The organism is Erwinia sp. MYb416, assembly GCF_037479575.1.
Taxonomy (GTDB): Bacteria; Pseudomonadota; Gammaproteobacteria; order Enterobacterales; family Enterobacteriaceae; genus Erwinia; species Erwinia rhapontici.
This window is the reverse complement of record NZ_JBBGYT010000340.1, coordinates 1-1,092: the sequence shown is the minus strand read 5'-3', so window position 1 is coordinate 1,092 and position 1,092 is coordinate 1. Positions and strand designations below refer to the sequence as shown.

The following is a 1,092-nucleotide window of genomic DNA, read 5'->3' as shown; positions in this document are numbered from 1 at the left end:
ATTAAATATCGCAATAGGAATTTTCAATGAAGTTTGATACCGCTAAGATAATTTATTCAATATAATATACCACAAGCGTAGTATTGAGAATGCACGGAGAGACGTTTACAGGACATTGATAAGGCGTCTCCGGTTAAGGACAACTTCAGGTATTAATCATGCGAAAAAATCACATCACCATTGTCATCCGTGACCCAAATCGCTTTTATATTAGAGGGTTAACGAATTGTCTTACTGAAAACTTTTCTCTCCATAACATTCATACTGATTTTACCGATTGTGCTTTTAACAGCCGGGCAAAAATGATCTTCCTGGCGGAGGAATCACTTTCCATCGCCAATATACATTATTTAAATCGCCGGATGTCGATACGACCGATGTGTATATTCATTATTAAAAATAGCGATAGTGATGACGAGCCATCAGAGGGGATAGTGCACAATATTAGTCACTACACCACCCTCTATCGCAACCAACCAGTGGAGAGCATGTTATCGGTGGTCAATGAACAACTGGAGCAGCTCAATAGTACGCGTAGCGCCTTTGTTAAACCGTGTTCAGTGGTTAGCCGTACGGATACGAATCTGACAAGACGTGAAACAGAGATTCTCCGCTATCTGGCACGCGGTATCAGTAATGGTGGGGTGGCACGTTTCCTCCATATCAGCGAAAAAACCGTCAGTGCACATAAACGGAATATTATGTGCAAACTCAATATGATTCGCCCTGCTGAACTGAACTACTGGTTAATTCAGGAAGGCTGGTGTGAATCCATTCGTACTGGCGACCAATTTCATTAATTCTGGCAGGATGTGATACAGCGCAAAAATGCGATATCCCGATACCCTATCGGGGTGAATCATCATCCGTAAAGTTATTCAATTAGAGTTATTTTTATGATGGCAATTCGTAATATTTCATTGAAATTTATCATCAATATATCCGCTATATTGTTCATTTTCTCTCTTTCTGGCTGCCAGGCAACATCGCAGAAAATGCGTGCGGCATCCGCGCAGTCCGCACAGGCCGCATACACTGCAAAATACATTAAACAAAATGAGAACCTGAAAAAGTGCCAGACTCAGCTCCAGG

Annotated in this window: 2 protein-coding genes; both read left to right on the top strand. The window is 41.6% G+C overall.

The genetic code is table 11. From position 1 onward, the window contains the following. The first annotated feature begins 158 nt into the window (after positions 1-158). Entirely contained in the window at positions 159-800 is a 642-nt protein-coding gene (locus WH277_RS04045; RefSeq protein WP_339454839.1) for a helix-turn-helix transcriptional regulator, read from the top strand. 96 nt (positions 801-896) lie between these two features. After that, on the top strand, positions 897-1,092 hold a 196-nt coding region (locus WH277_RS04040; protein WP_339504489.1), incomplete at its 3' end, for a hypothetical protein.